We start from the raw sequence: 21,560 nt of genomic DNA on the forward strand, positions 1-21,560 counted from the left end.
GGGGCGTTACGCCTGATGCTCAGCCAGTTGTGAAACGAAGCCCTGTACCCAATCCATACGGATTTTTCTTTCCGACAGTTCGCGGGTAAACCGCAGGCGTGTTGGCCCATCCAGTTTCCACTGCTGCGGCTCTTTCTGCAGCAGACTAATCAGCCATGCTGGATCGACCTTGTTCTGCGGCGCAAAGTCAAAATAGCCGCCTTTGTCGCTCGCTTCGATCTTACGCAGACCGACCGCGCGGGCTTTCAGACGGATTATCGCCACATCCAGCAGGTTACGTGCAGGGTCAGGCAGCAGGCCGAAGCGGTCGATCATCTCAACTTTCAGCTCCTGCAACTCCTCTTCAACCTCCGCGCTGGCGATGCGCTTATAAAGTGAAAGACGGGTGCTGACATCCGGGATAAAGGTCTCGGGCAGCAGCGCTGGCATGCGAAGTTCCACCTCTGTCTGGTTGCTGGTGAGATCCTCCAGTGACGGCTCGCGACCCGCTTTCAGCGCATCAACAGCATTCTCCAGCAGCTCCATATAGAGCGTGAAGCCCAGCGTCTCCATCTGTCCGCTCTGCTCATCACCCAACAGCTCGCCAGCCCCGCGAATCTCCAGGTCGTGGGTTGCCAGCGCAAAACCGGCGCCCAGATCTTCGAGTGAGGCGATCGCTTCCAGGCGTTTATGCGCATCTGCGGTCATCGCCTTCGGATGCGGCGTCAGCAGCCAGGCATACGCCTGATGATGCGAACGACCGACGCGACCACGCAACTGATGCAGCTGCGCCAGGCCAAAGTGGTCGGCCCGCTCGATGATGATGGTGTTTGCGGTCGGAATGTCGATCCCGGTTTCGATGATAGTGGTACAGACCAGCACGTTGAAACGCTGATGATGGAAATCGTTCATCACCCGCTCCAGCTCACGCTCACGCATCTGTCCATGGCCAATCGCCACCCGCGCTTCCGGCACCAGATCGCTGAGACGCTGCGCCGCTTTCTCTATATTTTCAACGTCGTTATAGAGGTAGTAGACCTGTCCGCCACGCAGAACTTCACGCAGAATCGCTTCGCGGATCACCACGTCGTCATATTCACGGACAAAGGTTTTCACCGCTAAACGGCGGGCAGGCGGGGTAGCGATAATGGAAAGATCGCGCATGCCACTCATGGCCATATTCAGGGTGCGCGGGATCGGCGTGGCGGTCAGGGTCAGGATGTCCACATCGGCACGCATCGCCTTGATGCGCTCTTTGTGACGCACCCCAAACCGGTGCTCTTCATCGACAATCAGCAGGCCGAGATCGTGCCACTTGAGGTCACTCATCAATAGTTTGTGGGTGCCGATCAAAATGTCGATCTTACCCTCGCTGGCCTGTTCCAGCACCTGCGCCTGCTCTCTGGCGGTACGGAAGCGGGAAAGCATCTCAATGCGAACCGGCCAGTTGGCGAAGCGGTCACGGAAGTTGTCGTAGTGCTGCTGTGCCAGCAGGGTAGTCGGCACCAGTACGGCCACCTGTTTGTGGTTCTCGATGGCCAGAAACGCCGCGCGCATCGCCACTTCTGTTTTACCAAAGCCCACGTCACCGCACACCAGTCGATCCATCGCCAGCGGCTGACACATATCGCTCAGCACGGCGTTGATCGCCTGTGCCTGATCGGGGGTGGTCTCAAACGGGAAGCTTTCACAGAAAAGCTGATACTGCTCACGATCATGCTTAAAGGCAAAGCCGGTTTTGGCGGCGCGCTGGGCATAGATATCCAGCAGCTCAGCCGCTACATCGCGTACTTTCTCCGCCGCTTTCTGCCGCGCGCGTGACCAGGCGTCACTGCCCAGTTTATGCAGCGGGGCGTTATCGTCAGCCCCGCCCGCATAGCGGCTGATCAGGTGCAGCGATGAAACCGGCACATAGAGTTTGGCGTCGTTGGCGTAGGAGAGCATCAGGTATTCCGCCTCAATGCCGCCTGCTTCCAGCGTGGTCAGGCCGATATAGCGGCCCACGCCGTGCTCCAGATGTACGACGGGCTGCCCAGGATGCAGCTCCGCCAGGTTACGGATCAGAATGTCGGGGTTGATGGTGCGACGGGTATCCTGACGGCGACGGCTGACGCGTTCGCCCAGCAGATCGCTTTCGCAAATCAGCGCCCGGTTACCCTGGGTATCGATAAAACCGCGCTCGCTGGCACCGATCATCAGCGTGAAACGATCGTCGACGGTTTCATCAAAACGATGCACTGGCTGAGGACGCAGTTTAATCCGTGCCAGCAGCTCCTGCAGACTTTCGCGGCGGCCTTCACTTTCGACCGAGAAGACCACGGCACCGCTGAAAGTCTCAATAAACTGCCGCAGATGGTCGAGCGGCGCTTTCGCCTGCGCCTGAACGGCGAGGTCTGGCAGCGGGGTGTAACCGAGATTGGTATTCGCGGCTTTAGCGGGCAGCACCTCATTGGTCATCTGGATGCGCGGCCAGGCTTTCAGTTCACCCATTAACGCGTCGGGACGCAGCCACAGGGTGACCGGTTCCAGCAGTGGACGCATCGGGTCCACGCGACGATTCTCATAGCGCGCCTCAGCATCCTGCCAGAAGCGGCTGGCGCTGCCTTCGAGGTCGCCGCAGTTCACAATCAGGGTGTTGTCAGGCAGATAGCTGAACAGGCTGGGTAACGGCTGCTCGAAGAACAGCGGCTGCCAGTATTCGATGCCCGCGGGCAGCGTGCCTTTGCTGACCTGCTGATAGACGTGCTCCGACTCGCGGCGCACATCAAAAATTTCGCGCCAGCGGCTGCGGAACAGCTCAATGGCGGCTTTGTCGCTGGGAAATTCATGCGCAGGCAGCAGGTTAATTTCTGCCACCGCTTCCAGCGTGCGCTGATTATCGACGTCAAACAGGCGCAGGCTGTCGATCTCATCATCGAAAAAGTCGATGCGATAGGGCTGATCGCTGCCCATCGGGAACAGGTCGAGCAGGGCGCCGCGCGTGGCGTATTCGCCGTGCTCCATCACCTGATCGACATGACGATAACCCGCCTGCTCAAGCTGATCGCGCAGCCGGTCGCGTGACAGCTTTTGTCCCTGCTTCATTACCAGCGCATGACCGTGCAGGAAACTGTGCGGACAGACGCGCTGCATCAGGGTATTGACCGGCATGATCAGCATACCGCGCTGCATCACCGGCAGCTGGTAGAGGGTCGACAGTCGCGCAGAGATAATATCCTGATGCGGCGAGAAGCTGTCATACGGCAGCGTCTCCCAGTCGGCGAGGTGGACCACCGGCAGATCAGTAAACTGGCGGATTTCATCCAGCAGACGCAGGGCGGTTTGGGTATCGGGGGTAATCATTAATACCGGGCCAGCATGACGTTCGGTAATGCTGGCACACTCTACCGCATGCGCAGCGCCGATGAGCTGGCCGAGCTGGCGGTGGTCGCCGGATTTAACGGGCAGGGTATAACGAGTCTGTTCGGGCATGGGATCTCGGGGTTGCTCCATTTTTCCAGGACGTAATCATTCCATATTATGTCAGGGGGATCACCTGTGCGGCACAATTTTCCTGCCGCGCCGCGCTGAACCCGGAGATCGGTCAGCCATTACCGGGCGTCGGCGGTAATACAGCGGATAGAGAGAGGATAGACGAGTCTGGCGAGGGATCAGAAAAAACCGCCGTCGCTCTGCAGCGACGGGGTTAAACGGGCATTCTATTTTATGGATTGCTGTGTGTAATACATGCGTGGGCGGTCGATATTTGCCCAGGATAACTCCTGCTCAGGATGATAGCTGAGGTTGCCGTCATCCCACTTTACGTAGTAGCCGGCTGGCGCGCTTCCCTGCTCAAAGACGTTGATGATTTCGCCTCTGATTTCCCCGGATTGATGTTTAACGATGCTGCCTTTGGGAAATTTCAACATGGTCGCTACCTCTATCGCTGTGCGATAAATTACCTCTTATCCTGTTACAGAGTGTAGTCTACGCGCCAGGGCGCTGGATAATCAGCCAATAAGCGATGGCTTTATCGTCTATTCTGCGGCTTTGGTCGTGGATGTGACGTATCCTGACGCAACTTTGCTGCCGACTCAGAGGGTTAGAGGTTTCATAAAGCGAGCCGCTCCTTTATCATCCCACTACCTATTTTCAGGCAACGGCTTACTGGATTCCATGTATCAACCTGTCGCGCTATTTATCGGTCTGCGTTACATGCGCGGACGAGCATCGGATCGCTTCGGTCGCTTTGTCTCCTGGCTCTCAACGATTGGCATTACGCTCGGCGTGCTGGCGATGGTCACTGTTTTATCGGTGATGAACGGTTTTGAGCGTGAACTCGAAGGCAATATTCTTGGCCTGATGCCTCAGGCGCTGATCACCAGCGACAAAGGCAGTCTCAACCCCCAACAGCAACCCGCTGACTCGCTGAATCTGCAGGGTGTCAGCCGCATCGCGCCGCTGACCACCGCCAGTGTGGTGCTGCAAAGCCCGCACAGCGTCTCGGTTGGCGTGATGCTGGGCATTGAGCCGGATGAAAAAGATCCGCTGACGCCCTTTCTGGTGAACACCCAGCAGAGCGTGCTGCAGGCCGGGCAGTACAATGTGATCCTCGGTGAGCAGCTGGCGTCACAGCTTGGCGTTAAACGTGGCGATCAGCTGCGTCTGATGGTGCCGTCGGTCAGCCAGTTTACCCCGATGGGACGCGTGCCGAGCCAGCGTCTGTTTACCGTGGCGGGCACCTATGCTGCCAACAGCGAAGTCGATGGTTATCAGATTCTGGTTAATCTTCAGGATGCGTCGCGCGTGATGCGCTATCCGGCCGGGAACATTACCGGCTGGCGACTCTGGCTGGACAAACCGCTATCGGTTGACAGCCTGAGTCAGCAGACGCTGCCTGCGGGTCTGGTCTGGAAAGACTGGCGTGAGCGCAAAGGCGATCTCTTCCAGGCGGTGCGCATGGAAAAGAACATGATGGGCCTGCTGCTGAGCCTGATTATCGCTGTGGCCGCCTTTAACATCATTACATCATTAGGCCTGCTGATCATGGAGAAGCAGGGCGAAGTGGCGATCCTGCAAACCCAGGGCCTGACGCGCCGGCAAATCGTGGCGGTGTTTATGGTGCAGGGTGCCAGCGCCGGGATTATCGGCACGCTGCTCGGCACCCTGCTCGGTGTGCTGCTCGCCAGCCAGCTCAACAATTTAATGCCGGTGATTGGCCTGTTCCTCGATGGTGCCGCGTTGCCGGTTGATATCAATGTGTGGCAGGTGGTCACCATCGCCCTCAGCGCGATGATTGTGGCGCTGTTGTCTACGCTCTATCCTTCGTGGCGCGCTGCCGCCGTTCAACCTGCTGAGGCTTTACGTTATGAGTAACACTCCTTTGTTGCAGTGCCGCGATCTGTGCAAACGTTATCAGGAAGGCAGCGTGCAGACCGATGTGCTACGCAATGTGGCTTTCAGCCTCCAGCCCGGTGAACTGACGGCGATTGTCGGCAGCTCCGGTTCCGGTAAAAGTACGCTGCTGCATCTGCTGGGCGGTCTGGATGCGCCGACGTCGGGCGATGTGGTGTTTGATGGTCAGTCGCTGAACGCCATGTCCTCGTCGGCCAAAGCAGAGCTGCGTAACCGCGAGCTGGGCTTTATTTATCAGTTCCACCATCTGCTGCCGGACTTCAGCGCGCTGGAGAACGTGGCGATGCCGCTGCTGATTGGCAAAATCGCGAAAGCGGAAGCGCAGGAACGCGCCCGTGAGATGCTGGCTGCAGTCGGTCTGGACCATCGTGCCGCGCACCGGCCGTCTGAACTGTCCGGCGGCGAGCGTCAGCGCGTGGCGATCGCCCGTGCGCTGGTCAACCGTCCACGGCTGGTGATGGCGGATGAGCCAACCGGTAACCTGGATGCGCGCAACGCCGACGCCATTTTTGAACTGCTGGGCGAGCTGAACGTCCGTCAGGGCACCGCCTTTCTGGTGGTGACGCACGATCTGATGCTGGCAAAACGCATGACGCGTCAGATGGAGATGCGTGATGGTCAGTTAAGCGATCAGCTTACGCTGGCAGGAGCGCTGTAATGGGTTCGTCGTTATCCCTGTTGCTGGGCCTGCGCTTTAGCCGTGGTCGCCGTCGTGGCGGCATGGTCTCGCTGATTTCGGTGATCTCCACCATCGGGATTGCGCTGGGCGTGGCGGTGCTGATTATCGGTCTCAGCGCCATGAACGGTTTTGAGCGTGAGCTGAATAACCGCATTCTGGCAGTGGTACCGCACGGTGAAATCGAGGCGGTGAATCAGCCGTTTCAGCACTGGCAATCGATGATCGCCCCGATTGAAAAGGTGCCCGGCATTGCCGCCGCCGCCCCCTACGTTAACTTCACCGGCCTGATTGAGAGCGGAGCCCGGCTGGAAGCGCTGCAGGTCAAGGGCGTCGATCCGGCACAGGAGCCACGCCTCAGCGCGCTGCCACAGTTTGTCGCCGATAACGCCTGGTCCTCTTTTGCCGCCGGTAAGCAGCAGATCATTCTGGGCGGCGGCATTGCTGAATCGCTGAAGGTGAAGCAGGGCGACTGGATCACCATCATGATCCCCAACAACGATGGCGATAACAAACTGCTGCAGCCAAAACGCATCCGGCTGCAGGTCAGCGGTATCCTGCAACTCAGCGGCATGCTCGATCACAGTCTGGCACTGGTGCCGCTGGCCGATGCGCAGCACTATCTGGAAATGGGCGACAGCGTGTCCGGTATCGCGCTGAAGATGACAGACCCGTTCCAGGCCGTGAAACTGGTGCGCGATGCCGGTGAAGCGACCCGCTCCTATGTCTATATTAAGAGCTGGATTGGTACCTACGGCTATATGTACCGCGACATTCAGATGATCCGCGCCATCATGTATCTGGCGATGGTGCTGGTAATTGGTGTCGCCTGCTTCAACATCGTTTCCACGCTGGTGATGGCGGTGAAGGACAAGAGCAGCGATATTGCGGTGCTGCGTACCCTTGGCGCGAAAGACCGCCTGATCCGTGCCATCTTTATCTGGTACGGGCTGCTGGCGGGCCTGCTGGGCAGCGTCAGCGGCGTGGTGGCTGGCGTGCTGGTGGCGCTGAACCTGACCTCACTGGTGCGTGGGCTGGAATCGATTACCGGTCATCATCTGCTGGCAGGAGATATCTACTTTATTGATTTCCTGCCCTCGGAACTGCACTGGATTGACGTGTTCTCAGTACTGATTACTGCCATTCTGCTGAGTCTGCTGGCGAGCTGGTATCCCGCCAGACGCGCCAGCCGCATTGACCCGGCTCGGGTATTAAGCGGTCAGTGATAAAAATGCGGCGCGAGTGATTTCGCGCCGCATCTGTTTAAGACCTTTGCTGTTGGGTCATGCCCTCAGCAACCGTTACTATCGGGTGAGGTTAACCCGGAATCTGTTCAGAGCAGCTCGCCGCAGCTGCTACGCCAGGAGATTTTATGCGAACACCACGTCGCCGCATACGACTTGCCCGCCTGAAGAAAACCCGGAGAAAAGTGCATCAGCGCTTTCGCCAGCGCATTTTTGAGCGCGATCGTCAGGCCGAACTGGCCGCCCATCCTCTGCCGCACGTTGTGGTGCTGACGGGCGCAGGCATCTCAGCGGAGTCCGGCATCCGGACCTTCCGCGCGGCTGACGGCCTGTGGGAGGAGCATCACGTTGAAGACGTTGCCACGCCCGAGGGTTTTCAACGCGATCCCGCGCTGGTGCAGCGTTTTTATAACGCGCGTCGCCAGCAGCTACAGGAAGCGGACGTCCAGCCTAATGCAGCCCATCTGGCGCTGGCTGAGCTGGAGCAGGTGTTAGGCGATAATTTCCTGCTGGTCACGCAAAACATCGACAACCTGCATGAGCGAGCCGGTAACAACCGGGTGCTGCATATGCACGGTGAACTGCTAAAAGTGCGCTGTGTCACCAGCGGTCAGGTGATTGAGTGGACCGGCGATATCACCCCTGACGATCGCTGCACCTGCTGCCAGTTCCCCTCTGTGCTGCGGCCGCACGTGGTCTGGTTTGGCGAGATGCCGCTGGGTATGGAGCAGATTTACCAGGCACTGGAACAGGCTGATTACTTTATCGCTATCGGTACCTCGGGCCATGTTTATCCGGCCGCGGGCTTTGTTCATGAGGCCAGACTGCAGGGCGCGCATACCGTTGAGCTGAACCTGGAGCCGAGCCAGGTCGGTAACGAGTTTGCCGAACGGCATTACGGTCTGGCGAGTGAAGTGGTGCCGGAGTTTGTCCACAAGCTGTTGCGTGGATTGTATAAGTAAGCGGGGCGGCTAATACCGCCCCTTTAATCAATTTTAGCGGCCCGCTTTAAGCTGCTGGAACAGGGTTTCATACTGAAGGCTGGCGTCGCCAACATCATCCTGCCATTCACCGTGCTTAATCACGTCAGCAGGCGGATAGAGTGATGGATCGTTCGCCACGGCGGGTGGCAGCAACGCCTTCGCTGCGAGATTCGGTGTAGGATAGCCGATGGTTTCCGCCACTTTCGCCGCGACGTCAGGACGCAGCAGGAAGTTAATCAGCTTCAGCGCGCCTGCCTTGTTCTTCGCGTTAGCCGGGATCGCCAGGTTATCCATCCAGAAAATGCCGCCCTCTTCAGGCCAGACGATCGCTAACGGCGTGCCCGCCTGACGTGCGACATACGCCGAGCCATTCCAGAGCATGCCAAGATTCACTTCGCCTTCCATATAAGGATTACCCGGATTATCAGAGTTGAAGGCCAGCACATTGGGCATCAGCTTTTTCAGCTCAGAATAAGCGGCTTTGATCTGCTCAGGATCGCGGGTATTGCCGGAGTATCCCAGCTTGCGCAGCGCCATCTGGAACACTTCGCGCGCGTCGTCAGTCAGCAGCAGGCTCTGTTTATATTCCGGCTTCCACAGGTCGGCCCAGCGGGTGACGCTTTTCACGTCGATCTCATCGGGGTTGACACCGATTGCCGTCGCGCCCCAGATATAAGGAATCGAATAGTTATTGTCAGGATCGAAGGGTTTGTTCAGCAGGTCGGAATCCAGGTTGCTGAAGTTGCTGAGCTGGCTCTTGTCGATCTTCTGCAGCATTCCTTCGTTTCGCATTTTTGCCACGAAGTAAGTTGACGGCACGACCAGATCGTAAGCGCCATCTTTCCAGGTTTTCAGCCTGGCGTACATGCTCTCATTGGATTCATAGGTCGAATAGATCACTTTAATGCCGGTCTCTTTCGTGAACTGCTCCAGCAGCCCCGGCGGCACATATTCGGTCCAGTTGTAGAAATAGAGGGTGTTACTGTTGTCTGCCTGTGCCACGTTCATACCCAGCAACAGCGCACCTGCCGCCAGCCAGTGAGATCTCTTTTTCATCCTCAATCCTCTTATTTATTTCTGTCACGCAGCAGCCACTGACTGGCCGCGACCAGCAGCAATGACAGCAGCATTAAAATAGTGGCCAGCGCATTCACTTCCGGTGAGACGCCAACTTTTACCATCGAGTAGATCTTCAGCGGTAAAATCTCAAACGTCGGACCGGTGACAAAGGAAGAGACCACCACATCATCCATCGACAGGGTAAAGCTCAGTAACCATCCGGCGGCGACGGCTGGCATCGCCAGCGGCAGAATGATTTTGCGCAGAATGGTGATTTCGCTGGCCCCCAGATCTTTGGCTGCCTCCAGCATGCGCACATCAAAGCCTTTCAGACGTGAGTAGACAGTAATCACCACAAACGGCAGGCAAAATGTAATGTGGGAAAAAAGCAGTGACCAGAAGCCCAGTGAAATGCCCAGCAGCATAAACAGCACCAGCAGGGAGATAGCCATCACAATATCCGGCGACATCATCACCACGAACAGCATGCCACTGACAAAGGGCTTGCCCCGAAAACGGTAGCGAAAGAGTGCGACAGCGGTGAGTGCGCCGATCAGTGTGGCACAGCTGGCTGAGAGCACGCCCATGATCAGCGAGTGCTGCGCCGCCTGAATCAGACTGTCATTGTTCAGCAGCAGGCTGTACCACCGGGTCGTGAAACCCTGCCAGTTAATGCCAAAGCGGGAGACGTTAAACGAATTCACGATCAGAATAACAATCGGTATGTAGAACCAGGCGTAAATAATCGCCATAAAACTGCCGCGTAACAGGCGTGCCATCATCCTAAATCCACCCGATTATTCAGCAGGCGCGCCGCGCGCCAGTAAATCAGCAACAGCAATCCCATCAGCAGTGTCAGCACAATGCTGGTAGCCGCGCCAAACGGCCAGTCGCGGATGTTGAGGAACTGGCTTTTGATGACGTTGCCGATCAGCAGATTCTTTGCGCCGCCCATCAGATCGGCAACGTAAAACAGCCCCATTGCCGGGATCAACACCAGCAAACAGCCCGCAATGATGCCCGGCATGGTCAGCGGCAAAATAATACGGAAAAAGGTTTGCAGCTTACCGGCACCGAGGTCGCGCGCCGCTTCCAGCAGCGGTTTATCCAGTTTCTCCAGGCTGGAGTAGAGTGGCAACACCATAAACGGCAGCAGAATGTAGATCAGCCCGAGGATCACCGCTTCCGGGGTATACATGATGCGAAACGGTTTATCGATCAGCCCCAGCGACAGCAGGAAATCATTCAGCCAGCCACGGGGGCTGAGGAAAATTTTCAGGCCGTAAATACGGATTAGCGAGTTGGTCCAGAAAGGTACAATCAACAGAAACAGCATCAGCGGACGCAGGCGCGGCGTGAGTTTTGTCAGACACCAGGCAAAAGGATAGCCGAGCAGCAGACAGCCGAGAGTCGCAATCAGCGCCATGTTCAGCGAGTGCAGCAGCACCTGCGCATAAAGCGGGTCGAGCAGCCGGGTATAATTACTGAAGGTCAACACCGCGCTGACGAAGTGGGCATCATCGCGCGTCAGAAAACTGGTAACAAAAATCATCAGATTGGGCACAAAGACGAACAGCACCAGCCAGCCGACGATCAGTGCGATGACCCCCTTCTGAAAACTATTACGCGTCAGCTTCATACGGCAGTACCACCTCCCATCCCGGCACCCAGCTCACGGCCATCTTCTGATTAAGTGAGTGATCAACGTCCGGGTCATCCTCATTAAAGAACTCGCTGACCGTAACCAGCTTACCGTTCTCCAGCTCTACCGCAGACTCCAGCGTCATGCCTTTGTAGTTACGTTCGCGCACATAGCCAATCAGGCCATCTGATGCGCTGTCATCATGCATCTCCTGCACCCGCAGATCCTCCGGACGCAGCAGAACATGCAGCCGGTCACCCACACTGACCGGGAAAGTACAGTGGATCTCGCACTCGCGTCCCTCTACCCGGGCCCGCACGTCTGGCGTGCTGTCGCTGGCGAGTACTTCAGCGTCAAAGACATTAATTTCGCCGATAAAGCGGGCAACAAACAGATTTTCGGGCTCTTCGTAGATTTCGCGTGGGGTACCATCCTGCACTACTTTGCCATCACGCATGACCACGATGCGATCGGACATGGTCAGCGCCTCTTCCTGATCGTGGGTGACAAAGACAAAGGTAATGCCGAGCTTACGCTGCAGGGCTTTGAGCTCGTTCTGCATCTGACGGCGCAGCTTATAGTCCAGCGCCGAGAGCGATTCGTCCAGCAGCAGCACTTTGGGACGGTTTACGACCGCGCGGGCAATCGCCACACGCTGTTGCTGGCCGCCGGAAAGCTGATGCGGGCGGCGATCGGCAAAGTGTTCCAGCTGCACCATCGCCAGCGCATCTTTAACCCGGCTCTCAATTTCTGCCGCCGGGGTTTTCTGCATCCGCAGGCCAAAGGCGACGTTTTCAGACACGGTCATATGGGGAAACAGCGCGTAGCTCTGAAACACGGTGTTGACGTGACGGTGTTCGGCCGGCGTATCAGTAATGTCCTGATCATCTAGTGAGATACGGCCGCGATCAGCCGCTTCCAGCCCGGCAATCAGGCGCAGAATGGTGGTTTTGCCACAGCCCGACGGGCCGAGCAGGGTGATGAACTCACCGTGATGGATGGTCAGGTTAAAATCATCAATGATGGTCTTACCATCAAAAGCTTTACTGATGCCAGAAAGCGTAACCAGCGCCTGCTGTGCGCGTGTTTGCGTCATTTTAGTCTCAGTCTGTCTAAGGTCGAACAGGTTACAGCATAGCTGCTCAGTGCAGCCAGCCAGCAAAGAGGGGCGGATGATACCTGAAAAATAAGGCATTGCCATGTTTTGCCCGTCTGGTCGCGGCAATTCGACCGGCTGTTAACAACATTGCGAGGTTTGCCGCAACAATCACGTAATCAGGCGTTTTTTTCGGGCTTATTCCTTTCCCAAAGGTCACCGACAGCGCTAACCTGTCTGCAAATGATTTTACGCAACGTTGTGACCAGCGGGTCTGTGAATAATACCGGACGTCACTTTTAAAGGATGGGATATGGAACAGTTACTTGAGCGCTTTTTAAGTTATGTGGCAGTTGAGACACAGGCTAAGCCGCAGGCGCGCCACGTGCCCAGCAGTGAAGGGCAGTGGACGCTGGCGCGTCAGCTGCAGGAGGAGCTGCTGGCCCTGGGTTTTGTTGATGTCACCCTGAGCGATCACTGTTGCGTCATGGGCACGCTGCCCGCCAATGTTGACTGGCCGACGCCAGTTATCGGTTTCATCTCCCACATGGATACCTCGCCTGATTTTACAGCGAAACATGTGAATCCGCAGATCATCGAAGATTATCGCGGTGGCGACATTGCGCTGGGTAATGGCAACGAGGTCCTGTCACCGGTCATGTTCCCGGTGCTGCACAAGCTGATTGGGCATACCCTGATTACTACTGATGGCAAAACCCTGCTGGGCGCGGATGATAAAGCGGGTATCGCCGAGATCATGACGGCGATGGCGCAGCTGGCTGACAGCGATACGCCACACGGCGCGATCCGCGTCGCCTTTACTCCTGATGAAGAGATTGGTCGCGGCACCTCACACTTCGATGTGGAGGCGTTTGCCGCCGACTGGGCCTACACCATTGATGGCAGCGATCTGGGTGAGTTTGAGTATGAGAACTTCAATGCCGCCTCGGCTACGGTCAAAATCGTCGGTAACAACGTGCATCCAGGCTCCGCCAAAGGCGTGATGGTCAATGCGCTGGAGCTGGCTAACCAGTTTCATGCGGCCGTACCGGCCAGCGAAAAACCGCAGTACACAGACGGCTATGAGGGCTTCTACCATCTGCATCAAATCAAAGGCAGCGTCGAGCACGCCGAGATGCTCTACATCATTCGTGACTTTGAAACAGAGAGTTTCGAACAGCGTAAACAGACGCTGCTGCAGATCGCTGCAGAGATCAACAAAACCCTGCACCCTGACTGCTCGGTCACTGTTGAGATCACCAACAGCTATCGCAACATGCGTGAAAAGGTTGAGCCGTTTCCGCATATCATTGACCTGGCTTTGCAGGCGATGCGTGACTGCGGCATTGAACCCGTGGTGAAACCGATTCGCGGCGGCACCGATGGGTCATCGCTGTCGTGGAAAGGGTTACCTTGCCCGAACATCTTTACCGGGGGCTATAATTATCACGGCAAGCATGAGTTCGCGTCGCTGAATATCATGGCGAAGTCAGTGGAAGTGATTGTGCGTCTGTCAGAGCTGGCCGCGCAGAAAAAGGATTAAATTAAAAAAAGGCTCTCTTGCCATGACGGCAGGAGAGCCTGATTCAGCCGCAGCGCACTGTTACGCGCTGCGGGTTATTCCTCGCCGAAGTACCAGTATCCGGCATTCACCAGACCGGCGATTTGCGCCAGTACGGCCGGATCATCCAGCGCATCGCCCAGATCCTCCAGTGTGATGCGATAGTGATTCGCCAGAACTGCCATCACATCAGGGCGTGAACACTCAACCCGCTCACCATTGATATAAACAGCATCACCAATCGTCAGGACACGCAGGCCACCCAACCGGCTCAGCGCATCGCCCTGTTGCAGCGCATCATAAATTTCATCAGGCTGATAAGGCGGTTCCGGCGGCGCGACGTCGAGTTCGTGGCGTGACTGCGAAATGAATTCGCCGAACCACTGCTCAAACTGCGCCGGCTGATTGACTACATCCAGCATCAGCTGGCGCACGCCTTCAATTTCCTGCGGCAGGATCTGCGACGGGCAATCACGTGCAGGCACATCCGGATCGCTGAAGCGCAGGCTGCCCAGCTCATTGGCCAGGGCATAGTCTGCAAAGCCGCTGATTAACTCGCGACCGCTGGGGGCGCGGAAACCCACGGAGTAGTTCAGTGCGTTTTCCAGCGAGTAGCCTTCGTGCGGGAATCCCGGCGGAATGTAGAGAATATCGCCCGGCTCCAGCTCTTCATCGATGATGGCATCGAACGGTTCAACCTGCAGCAGGTCCGGGTGCGGGCAGTGCTGCTTCAGCGCCACTTTTTCACCGACGCGCCAGCGACGGCGGCCAGTACCCTGAATAATAAAGACATCATACTGATCAAAATGAGGGCCGACGCCGCCGCCAGGCACAGCAAACGACACCATCAGGTCATCAACACGCCAGTCAGGCAGAAAGCGGAAAGGGCGCATCAGCGCGGCAGAGGGTTCATGCCAGTGATTAACCGCCTGGACCAGCAGTGACCAGTTGTTCTCTCCCAGATGATCATAGCTCTCAAACGGGCCGTGGCTGACCTGCCATTTGCCGTCCTGATGGCTGACCAGGCGGCTGTCCACCTCGTTTTCCATTGCCAGTCCGGCGAGTTCATCCGGTGAAAGGGGATCGGCAAAGTTTTTAAAACCACGCTTCAGCACGACCGGGCGTTTCTGCCAGTAGCGCTGAATAAAATCGGGCCAGTTAATATCGAGCTGATAGTCCATACAAGGGTTCCGCTTAGGGCTGTAAATGCCAGCTAGTATAACAGTCCTGAGGGTTTTCTACTCGCGGTGATGTTCGACTTCCTGGCGCTGAAAAACCACTTCCATACGAGTTCCGCCCAGCGCACTGCTGGTGGCGATGACATTGCCATCATACTGTTCCAGTATGTCGCGCACCACCGCCAGACCTAAGCCCTGTCCTGGCCGCAGCGTATCGGCACGCTGACCCCGGACAAACACTAAATCGCGCTTGCTCTCGGGAATACCCGGACCATCGTCGTCAATATAGAGATGCAGTGCATTTTCGCTTTGAAAAGCGCTGACTTCGATAAACTCCAGGCAGTACTTGCAGGCGTTATCGAGCACGTTGCCCAGCACTTCCATAAAGTCATTCTGGTCGCCAATAAAGGACAGCTCCGGTGAGATATCCAGCGTTATCGCCACGCCTTTGCGCTGATAGACTTTATTCAGTGCCGAACAGAGCTTGTCGAGCAGACCGGAAACGGAATGGATATCGCGCTGCAATGGGTTGTGATCGGCCTGCATACTGGCGCGATGCAGGTAGTATCCCACCTGCTGTGAGATGCGGCTGATCTGCTCCAGCATGACCGGTTCTGCCTGCTCCACCGTCAGCTCTTTACCGTTGCGCAGCGAGCGCAGCGTACTCTGCAACACGGCCAGCGGCGTTTTCAGGCTATGGGTCAGATCAGAAAGGGTGGTGCGATAGCGGGTATAGCGCTGCCGCTCATTGGTCAGCAGCAGATTGAGGTTGCGCACCAGACTGCGCAACTCCTGCGGCGGATTATCGTCCAGGTTTTCGCGCTGACTGGTTTCCAGCTCGCGCACCTGCTGAGTCAGCGCACCGATTGGCCGCAGACTCCAGTGCGCGGCCAGCCACAGCAGCGGAACAATCAGTATCAGGTTGGCCGCCAGCACATAGCTGAACCACGACCAGACCACGTCCGAGTGCTGAAGCTCCTGTGGAATAGAGTCGACCACCACGATGGTGAGCGCGGGCAGATTCGTCGTGGCATCGTAACGGTTAACGGCAACCGAATGGGTAAAGGTATCGTTGCTGTCCGTGTCCCAGTCATTAAGCCGTTGTTTAGCGTTGAGATTGTTCCCCATCGCGACCATGCTGGTGCGGTTGCTGGTATCGATCTCGTAGAAATCAGGCTTCAGCAGCCATTCGCGGCGGATCTTTTTGCGAATATCCGGCACGTCGCGTTGCTGCCACAGCAGCTTGCCGTGCTCATCGTAGATGAAGACCAGCGTCGGAAAATTCAGCGTCATGCGTTCCGGCTGAGCGATGGTGAGCTTATTGTCATGCCATTGCGCCAGCGTAAAGAACAGATTGCTCTCGCCGCGCATCACCCGATAGGTATTTTTATCGAAACTCACCACATAGCCAATGACTGCGACCATGCCGTAAGAGAGTGAAAGGAACAGGACTATCGCTGCGGAGGCCAGCAGAAAGCGGGCGCGCAGCGAAATAGGGCGGTAACGGTTAAACCAGGACATGGTCAGAGATCAAAGCGGTAACCCTGGCCACGCACGGTGGCGATGACTTCAGTGGGGTGCAACGCCAGAATCTTTTTGCGCAAACGGCCCATCAGGACGTCGATGGTGTGGCTTTCGCGCAGTTCAGCGTCAGGATAGAGCTGCAACATCAGCGAGTCTTTGCTCACCACTTTGCCCGCGTTACGGATAAGCGTCTCGACAATGGTGTACTCAAAGGCGGTGAGTTTCACCGGCTCTTCATTCACCGTCAGCTCACGCCGTGAGAGGTCGACCTGAAACGGGGCCATATCGATGATTTGCGACGCATGACCGCTGTTACGGCGCATCAGCGCCTGCAGGCGTGCCGCGACTTCTTCAATATGAAACGGTTTAGTCACGTAATCATCCGCACCGGCTTCCAGCGCTTCGACTTTCGCCTGCCAGCCCTCACGGGCAGTCAGGACCAGAATGGGCTGACGCACAGCATCACTGCGCCAGCGGCGAATCAGCGACATGCCATCTTCATCCGGCAGGCCGAGATCCACCAGCGCAATATCGGGCAGATGTTCCCGAAGAAAATAGTCAGCTTCTTTGGCGTCTTCGGCGGCATCGACCTGATGGCCCATGTCACGTAACTGGACGGCGAGATGATGGCGCAGCAGGGCATTGTCTTCAACAACCAGAACACGCATAGAAATTCCTTACACTCTGTTTGAGTCAACCTGCAGAAAGTATACGCGAAATGTATTAAACAAGATGTTAACGCAGACCGGACTGTGCCGGTCTGCGGCGGGCATTATTTCAGATCGTCAACCATCTGGATAGCGCGACCAATATAGTTTGCAGGCGTCATCTGCTTCAGACGCACTTTTTCCTCATCCGGTAGCGCCAGGCTGTCGATAAAGGCCTGCATACCGGCAGCATCCACGCGTTTGCCGCGCGTCAGCTCTTTCAGCTTCTCATACGGCTTCTCAATGCCATAACGGCGCATCACCGTCTGGATCGGTTCCGCCAGTACTTCCCAGTTGTGATCCAGCTCGTCCAGCAGGCGGTCACGGTTCACTTCCAGCTTAGAGATGCCTTTCAGCGTCGCCTGATAGGCGATCAGCGCATAACCGACGCCCACGCCAAGGTTACGCAGCACGGTAGAGTCGGTCAGGTCACGCTGCCAGCGTGAGACCGGTAGCTTGCTGGCCAGATGCTGCATCACGGCGTTCGCCAGGCCCAGATTGCCTTCGGAGTTTTCGAAGTCGATCGGGTTAACTTTATGCGGCATGGTTGAGGAGCCAATTTCACCCGCAATGGTTTTCTGTTTGAAATGGTTCAGCGCCACATAACCCCAGATATCACGATCGAAATCGATCAGGATGGTGTTAAAGCGGGCGATACAGTCGAACATCTCAGCGATATAGTCGTGTGGTTCAATCTGTGTGGTGTAGGGGTTCCAGGTGATGCCCAGTGAGGTGACGAAGTTCTCGCTCAGCGCATGCCAGTCCACTTCAGGATAGGCAGCAATGTGGGCATTATAGTTACCGACTGCACCATTGATTTTGCCCAGCACTTCAATCTGCTTCAGCTGACGTAACTGACGCTCCAGACGGTAGGCGACGTTGGCCATCTCTTTACCCATGGTCGATGGCGTCGCCGGCTGGCCGTGGGTGCGGGAGAGCAGCGGAATGTCGCGGTATTCACTGGCAAGACCTTTCACGGCGCTGATCAGCTGGTCCCAGTAAGGCAGGATCACGTCACGGCGGGCCGTTTCCAGCATCAGGGCGTGCGACAGGTTGTTGATATCTTCAGAGGTGCAGGCGAAGTGGATAAATTCAGAGACGGCATGCAGGGCAGGGATATCAGCCACTTTCTCTTTCAGGAAATACTCAACCGCTTTCACATCATGGTTGGTGGTGCGCTCAATCGTTTTGATGCGTGCTGCATCTGCTTCTGAAAAACCGGCGACAATTGCATCAAGGAAAGCGTTTGCGTCGGCATCAAATGCAGGAACTTCCTTGATCTCTGCGGTCGCGGCCAGTTTTTGTAACCAGCGAACTTCAACCTCAACGCGGAATTTCAGCAGACCGAACTCGCTGAAAATCGCACGCAGCGGGCTGACTTTATCGCCGTAACGACCATCGACAGGTGAGACGGCGGTCAGAGAGGATAATTCCATCAGTGCAACTCCTGAATCATTTAGCAGTGTTTTGCCGCACCGACTTAGTAAGTCAGTGGCAGCCGGGATAAGAGGGTTTTCGCTTCACGCAGCAAACGCTGACGCGAGAACATCAGTTGCAGTCGACCACCGCCGACCTGCTGCCACAATACGGCCGCGCGGATACCGGCTAACAGGGTAGCACGCACTTTACTCTGCACCTGCGTATTCTGCAGCACCGCAGGCGAACCGGTAACCTGGATACGCGGGCCAAGCGGACTGATCACATCCACATAGATGCCCGCCATCGCGCTGAGGATAGTGTCTGACTCCAGTTCATAATGTGCCAGCTGGCGATCCAGCTGCGTAATGCGCTGTGCCAGCGTTGCCATGGCGGATTTACTGGCGCTGAGTTTGCGCTCCAGCACCATCATACTCAGGGTGTAACGCGTCAGTTCAGCCCCTGCGCCCTGGCGACTACTGCTGTTCAGCACCGCCATCAGCGTTTCGAGTCCCAGGCGCAGGTTGGCTTCATTGTTGCCGAATACCGCCAGCGTGGAGCCAGGATTCAGATCCAGCACGCTGCGCAGCGACACGGACAGCGCCTCAGGCTGGCAGTGACCCTGCTGAGCCAGCTGCTGCACGAGATGGGCGGACTGACAGATGCCCGCCAGCGCCAGCGTGATTTCCTGATAATTTTTCGCCACGGTTACTCCTGTTTACGCGTCATCAACGCGGGCTGAGCCCGCTTACTCCGCCACTAATGGCAGACGCTGTTCGATAATACCGCCACCGAGGCAGACGTCGCCAAGGTAAAAGACTGCAGACTGGCCTGGCGTGACTGCAGCAACCGGCTCGTCGAAACGCACCGCAATCCGGTCGTCGCCCTGAGGAATAATCTCACAGGGAATGTCGGTCTGACGATAGCGGGTTTTCACGGTGCAGCGGAGCGAAGCGGTGATTGGCTGACGATCAACCCAGTGCAACTGCTGCGCAATCAGGCCAACGGACATCAGACGCGGATGATCGCCACCCTGGGCGATAATCAGACGGTTACGCGCCACGTCTTTGTCGACCACATACCAGGGATCATCTTTGCTCTCTTTCAGCCCGCCGATACCCAGACCTTTACGCTGTCCCAGTGTATGGTACATCAGCCCCTGATGTTCACCGACGATCTGGCCTTCGGTAGTTTCTATCTCGCCAGGCTGAGCCGGAAGATAGCGCGCCAGGAAGTCGCGGAATTTGCGCTCGCCGATAAAGCAGATGCCGGTCGAATCTTTTTTCTTTGCGGTGATCAGGTCCAGCTGTTCCGCAATGCGGCGCACTTCCGGTTTTTCCAGCTCGCCGACCGGGAACAGACTCTGTGCAATCTGCTCGTGACTCAGGGTATAGAGGAAGTAGCTCTGGTCTTTGTTGCCATCCAGACCGCGCAACAGCTGGCTCTGACCATCGACGTCCTTGCGGCGCACGTAGTGACCGGTAGCGATGAAATCTGCGCCCAGGTCTTCCGCTGCGAACTCCAGGAACGCTTTGAATTTGATCTCTTTGTTGCAGAGAATGTCGGGGTTAGGTGTGCGGCCCGCTTTGTACTCTTCGAGGAAATGCTCAAAGACGTTATCCCAGTATTCCGCAGCAAAGTTAACTTTATGCAGCTTCATACCGAGCTTGTCGCACACAGCCTGTGCATCCGCCAGATCGTCCGCGGCGGTACAATACTCCTCGCCATCGTCCTCCTCCCAGTTCTTCATGAACAGGCCTTCAACCTGGTAACCCTGCTGTTGCAGTAACCAGGCGGAAACGGAAGAATCGACACCGCCGGACATACCGACGATCACTTTTTTCTGGCTGTTGTCAGACATGACACGCTCGCATTACGATAAAAAAACAGGCGGCGCATTCTATCATGCAGAAGGCAGGCGCGCACCCTCGTGAAACGGCCACCGGAACGGGCTGACCAGATGTAGCGGATAGCGCGTGCCCTGTTGCCACAGGCGCACGCTTTCAGCGACCAGTGGCGAACGCAGGTTAGATGCAGTGAGAATCTGCGCTGGCGGCAGCCACCAGCAGCAATCGATGTCGCTATCCTGCGGCTGAGTTGGCGTTTTCCCCGCCAGATCGACGCCAAACAGAAAACGCACAAAAGGCGTACTGTCGGGCGCGATCCACTGGTTTATCCCGATGAAATAGTGCATCGGTGCCGCAATACCCGTCTCTTCATAGAGTTCACGTTCGGCTGCTTCCAGCAGCGTTTCATCCGCTTCGAGATGTCCGGCAGGCTGATTCCAGGTAGGACGACCGTTGATCGTCTCTTCCACTACCAGCAGTTCACCCTCTGCCTGGACCAGACAGGCGACAGTAACATGAGGTTTAAACATCACTTCTCCGCAATTGTTAACCTGAGGTTATAAAAAATCGATTTTCAGGTGGGGCTATCGCTGATTTCACGCCACGTACCCGGAGCCAGATCGTCGAGCGAATAGCGCCCCATGGCGTAGCGAATCAACCGTAAGGTGGGAAAGCCAATATGCGCTGTCATCCGGCGTACCTGACGATTGCGGCCTTCATACAGTGTGACTTTCAGCCACTGCGTCGGAATATTTTTGCGCTCACGGATTGGCGGCTGGCGCGGCCAGAGCCACGCCGGCTCAGCCACTTTTTCCACGCCAGCGGGCAACGTCATGCCATCTTTCAGATTAACCCCTTCGCGGAGAGGCTGAAGATCCGCCTCCTGAGGCTCGCCTTCCACCTGCACATAATAGACCTTACCCGTGCGTTTGCCGGGCTGCGTCAGCGCGGCCTGCAGGGCACCGTCGTTGGTCAGTACCATCAGGCCTTCGCTATCACGGTCAAGGCGACCCGCGGCATAAACGTCTGCGACGCTGACAAAATCTTTCAGGGTGCGGCGGCCCGCTTCATCGGTGAATTGCGGCAAAACGTCGAACGGTTTGTTAAACAGAATGACACGTCGTGGAGCAGCAGGGCGGGCAGGCGCACGTCGCACATCACGCGTCGGGCGGCTGAATCGTTTATCCTGGTGAATTCGTTGAGTTGTTTTTCGCATGGGCTTTGCAGTCAGAAACATTCGGCGCATTATAACGT

19 protein-coding genes are annotated in these 21,560 nt (G+C 56.7%); 5 read left to right on the forward strand and 14 right to left on the reverse strand.

Going from position 1 to position 21,560, the window contains the following annotated elements; all coding sequences use genetic code 11:
- Positions 1-6: 6 nt before the first annotated feature.
- A complete protein-coding gene (mfd, locus tag F3I44_RS03355; RefSeq protein ID WP_150009677.1) occupies positions 7-3,450 on the reverse strand; it encodes a transcription-repair coupling factor in 3,444 nt (1,147 codons plus the stop codon).
- Between the two features lie 227 nt (positions 3,451-3,677).
- The gene (locus F3I44_RS03360; RefSeq protein WP_013357479.1) at positions 3,678-3,887 is read right to left on the reverse strand and encodes a hypothetical protein; all 210 of its coding nucleotides are present in this window, start codon (positions 3,885-3,887) and stop codon (positions 3,678-3,680) included.
- A 247-nt stretch (positions 3,888-4,134) separates the two neighbouring features.
- Between F3I44_RS03360 and lolC the strand changes: the two genes are divergently transcribed.
- The 4 genes from lolC (at position 4,135) to cobB (ending at position 8,255) form a co-directional block, all read left to right on the forward strand.
- Positions 4,135-5,334: a lipoprotein-releasing ABC transporter permease subunit LolC gene (gene lolC / locus F3I44_RS03365; protein ID WP_150009675.1), complete on the forward strand. Its 1,200-nt coding sequence runs from the start codon at positions 4,135-4,137 to the stop codon at positions 5,332-5,334.
- Positions 5,327-6,031 (forward strand): lipoprotein-releasing ABC transporter ATP-binding protein LolD, encoded by a 705-nt coding sequence (lolD, locus tag F3I44_RS03370; protein ID WP_013357481.1) that lies wholly within the window; start codon positions 5,327-5,329, stop codon positions 6,029-6,031. Before lolC ends, lolD begins: the two co-directional genes overlap by 8 nt.
- Positions 6,031-7,275 (forward strand): lipoprotein-releasing ABC transporter permease subunit LolE, encoded by a 1,245-nt coding sequence (gene lolE / locus F3I44_RS03375; protein WP_150009673.1) that lies wholly within the window; start codon positions 6,031-6,033, stop codon positions 7,273-7,275. The genes lolD and lolE overlap by 1 nt, the downstream gene beginning before the upstream one ends.
- A gap of 146 nt (positions 7,276-7,421) precedes the next feature.
- Positions 7,422-8,255: a Sir2 family NAD+-dependent deacetylase gene (gene cobB, locus F3I44_RS03380; protein WP_150009671.1), complete on the forward strand. Its 834-nt coding sequence runs from the start codon at positions 7,422-7,424 to the stop codon at positions 8,253-8,255.
- Between the two features lie 33 nt (positions 8,256-8,288).
- On the opposite strand, the gene potD is transcribed toward cobB, so the two are convergent.
- Genes potD through potA form a run of 4 tightly spaced genes read right to left on the reverse strand, consistent with a single transcriptional unit; the run spans position 8,289 to position 12,073 of the window.
- Positions 8,289-9,332, reverse strand: a complete 1,044-nt coding sequence (potD, locus tag F3I44_RS03385; protein ID WP_150009669.1) for a spermidine/putrescine ABC transporter substrate-binding protein PotD — start codon at positions 9,330-9,332, stop codon at positions 8,289-8,291.
- An 11-nt stretch (positions 9,333-9,343) separates the two neighbouring features.
- Positions 9,344-10,117 carry a spermidine/putrescine ABC transporter permease PotC gene (gene potC, locus F3I44_RS03390; RefSeq protein ID WP_150009667.1) on the reverse strand — a complete coding sequence of 258 codons (774 nt, stop codon included), beginning with the start codon at positions 10,115-10,117 and terminating at the stop codon, positions 9,344-9,346.
- Positions 10,114-10,974 carry a spermidine/putrescine ABC transporter permease PotB gene (gene potB / locus F3I44_RS03395; protein ID WP_150009665.1) on the reverse strand — a complete coding sequence of 287 codons (861 nt, stop codon included), beginning with the start codon at positions 10,972-10,974 and terminating at the stop codon, positions 10,114-10,116. Before potB ends, potC begins: the two co-directional genes overlap by 4 nt.
- Positions 10,958-12,073, reverse strand: a complete 1,116-nt coding sequence (potA, locus tag F3I44_RS03400) for a spermidine/putrescine ABC transporter ATP-binding protein PotA (RefSeq protein ID WP_150009663.1) — start codon at positions 12,071-12,073, stop codon at positions 10,958-10,960. The genes potB and potA overlap by 17 nt, the downstream gene beginning before the upstream one ends.
- A 313-nt stretch (positions 12,074-12,386) precedes the next feature.
- On the opposite strand from potA, the gene pepT reads away from it, so the two are divergent.
- Positions 12,387-13,616 carry a peptidase T gene (gene pepT / locus F3I44_RS03405; protein ID WP_150009661.1) on the forward strand — a complete coding sequence of 410 codons (1,230 nt, stop codon included), beginning with the start codon at positions 12,387-12,389 and terminating at the stop codon, positions 13,614-13,616.
- A 74-nt stretch (positions 13,617-13,690) separates the two neighbouring features.
- Here the strand turns inward: pepT and F3I44_RS03410 are convergent, their stop codons facing one another.
- The 8 genes from F3I44_RS03410 to rluE all read right to left on the reverse strand — a co-directional run bounded on the left by F3I44_RS03410 (position 13,691) and on the right by rluE (position 21,543).
- Positions 13,691-14,815, reverse strand: coding sequence for a cupin domain-containing protein (locus F3I44_RS03410; RefSeq protein ID WP_150009659.1), 1,125 nt, complete (start codon positions 14,813-14,815; stop codon positions 13,691-13,693).
- Between the two features lie 57 nt (positions 14,816-14,872).
- Entirely contained in the window at positions 14,873-16,333 is a 1,461-nt protein-coding gene (gene phoQ / locus F3I44_RS03415; protein WP_150009657.1) for a two-component system sensor histidine kinase PhoQ, read from the reverse strand.
- A gap of 2 nt (positions 16,334-16,335) precedes the next feature.
- The gene (gene phoP, locus F3I44_RS03420) at positions 16,336-17,004 is read right to left on the reverse strand and encodes a two-component system response regulator PhoP (RefSeq protein ID WP_150009655.1); all 669 of its coding nucleotides are present in this window, start codon (positions 17,002-17,004) and stop codon (positions 16,336-16,338) included.
- 104 nt (positions 17,005-17,108) lie between these two features.
- Positions 17,109-18,479 (reverse strand): adenylosuccinate lyase, encoded by a 1,371-nt coding sequence (gene purB / locus F3I44_RS03425; protein ID WP_150009653.1) that lies wholly within the window; start codon positions 18,477-18,479, stop codon positions 17,109-17,111.
- A gap of 44 nt (positions 18,480-18,523) precedes the next feature.
- Complete coding sequence (hflD, locus tag F3I44_RS03430; protein WP_150009651.1) at positions 18,524-19,165, reverse strand: high frequency lysogenization protein HflD; 642 nt, start codon at positions 19,163-19,165, stop codon at positions 18,524-18,526.
- Positions 19,166-19,207: 42 nt separating this feature from the next.
- A complete protein-coding gene (gene mnmA / locus F3I44_RS03435) occupies positions 19,208-20,320 on the reverse strand; it encodes a tRNA 2-thiouridine(34) synthase MnmA (protein ID WP_150009649.1) in 1,113 nt (370 codons plus the stop codon).
- A gap of 42 nt (positions 20,321-20,362) precedes the next feature.
- Positions 20,363-20,836 carry an NUDIX domain-containing protein gene (locus tag F3I44_RS03440; protein WP_150009647.1) on the reverse strand — a complete coding sequence of 158 codons (474 nt, stop codon included), beginning with the start codon at positions 20,834-20,836 and terminating at the stop codon, positions 20,363-20,365.
- Positions 20,837-20,880: 44 nt separating this feature from the next.
- Positions 20,881-21,543 (reverse strand): 23S rRNA pseudouridine(2457) synthase RluE, encoded by a 663-nt coding sequence (gene rluE, locus F3I44_RS03445; protein WP_150009645.1) that lies wholly within the window; start codon positions 21,541-21,543, stop codon positions 20,881-20,883.
- Between the last annotated feature and the right edge of the window lie 17 nt (positions 21,544-21,560).

Origin of the sequence: Pantoea sp. F_5 (assembly GCF_008631595.1) — a bacterium.
GTDB classification, from domain to species: Bacteria; Pseudomonadota; Gammaproteobacteria; order Enterobacterales; family Enterobacteriaceae; genus Pantoea; species Pantoea gossypiicola.

Coding starts and splice junctions, on each gene's coding strand:
- mfd (WP_150009677.1), bottom strand. CDS start 3,450: ATGCCCGAACAGACTCGTTATACCCTGCCCGTTAAATCCGGCGACCAC.
- F3I44_RS03360 (WP_013357479.1), bottom strand. CDS start 3,887: ATGTTGAAATTTCCCAAAGGCAGCATCGTTAAACATCAATCCGGGGAA.
- lolC (WP_150009675.1), top strand. CDS start 4,135: ATGTATCAACCTGTCGCGCTATTTATCGGTCTGCGTTACATGCGCGGA.
- lolD (WP_013357481.1), top strand. CDS start 5,327: ATGAGTAACACTCCTTTGTTGCAGTGCCGCGATCTGTGCAAACGTTAT.
- lolE (WP_150009673.1), top strand. CDS start 6,031: ATGGGTTCGTCGTTATCCCTGTTGCTGGGCCTGCGCTTTAGCCGTGGT.
- cobB (WP_150009671.1), top strand. CDS start 7,422: ATGCGAACACCACGTCGCCGCATACGACTTGCCCGCCTGAAGAAAACC.
- potD (WP_150009669.1), bottom strand. CDS start 9,332: ATGAAAAAGAGATCTCACTGGCTGGCGGCAGGTGCGCTGTTGCTGGGT.
- potC (WP_150009667.1), bottom strand. CDS start 10,117: ATGATGGCACGCCTGTTACGCGGCAGTTTTATGGCGATTATTTACGCC.
- potB (WP_150009665.1), bottom strand. CDS start 10,974: ATGAAGCTGACGCGTAATAGTTTTCAGAAGGGGGTCATCGCACTGATC.
- potA (WP_150009663.1), bottom strand. CDS start 12,073: ATGACGCAAACACGCGCACAGCAGGCGCTGGTTACGCTTTCTGGCATC.
- pepT (WP_150009661.1), top strand. CDS start 12,387: ATGGAACAGTTACTTGAGCGCTTTTTAAGTTATGTGGCAGTTGAGACA.
- F3I44_RS03410 (WP_150009659.1), bottom strand. CDS start 14,815: ATGGACTATCAGCTCGATATTAACTGGCCCGATTTTATTCAGCGCTAC.
- phoQ (WP_150009657.1), bottom strand. CDS start 16,333: ATGTCCTGGTTTAACCGTTACCGCCCTATTTCGCTGCGCGCCCGCTTT.
- phoP (WP_150009655.1), bottom strand. CDS start 17,004: ATGCGTGTTCTGGTTGTTGAAGACAATGCCCTGCTGCGCCATCATCTC.
- purB (WP_150009653.1), bottom strand. CDS start 18,479: ATGGAATTATCCTCTCTGACCGCCGTCTCACCTGTCGATGGTCGTTAC.
- mnmA (WP_150009649.1), bottom strand. CDS start 20,320: ATGTCTGACAACAGCCAGAAAAAAGTGATCGTCGGTATGTCCGGCGGT.
- F3I44_RS03440 (WP_150009647.1), bottom strand. CDS start 20,836: ATGTTTAAACCTCATGTTACTGTCGCCTGTCTGGTCCAGGCAGAGGGT.
- rluE (WP_150009645.1), bottom strand. CDS start 21,543: ATGTTTCTGACTGCAAAGCCCATGCGAAAAACAACTCAACGAATTCAC.